Origin of the sequence: Streptococcus suis, from assembly GCF_002964045.1 — a bacterium.
GTDB lineage: Bacteria > Bacillota > Bacilli > Lactobacillales > Streptococcaceae > Streptococcus > Streptococcus suis_U.
Map to the genome: position 1 here is coordinate 1 of NZ_POPB01000161.1, position 351 is coordinate 351.

Annotated in this window: 1 protein-coding gene; it reads right to left on the reverse strand. The window is 26.2% G+C overall.

The window, feature by feature from the left end:
- Window positions 1-154: 154 nt before the first annotated feature.
- A partial coding sequence (locus tag C1E99_RS15140; RefSeq protein WP_238146176.1) for a hypothetical protein occupies window positions 155-351 on the reverse strand: 197 nt, incomplete at its 5' end.

Below are 351 nucleotides of genomic sequence, written 5' to 3' on the forward strand. Positions count from 1 at the left end.
GTTACCATATCATTCATCCTATTTCAATTTTAGTCAATAATATATTGTAGCAGAAAATTAGGCAATTTTCAAGGTTTGGCACTAGGATACACAGTATTCTTAGATAAAAACACAATAAAACAAACAAATCTGGAAAAATTTCTACACAGTAATATTACATTGCTAAAAAGAACATGATTAAGACACCAATTATCAAAATAAATTCCAGGATACCATCCTCTATCTCTAGTAAAAATATACCATTTAAAATTTTAAAAAAATATGTACTATTGCCCCAAAAATGTGAACGATTTGGCATTTTTTTCTTCTTACAAGTAGTATAATCTGATTGTACAAGTAAATATGTAAAAA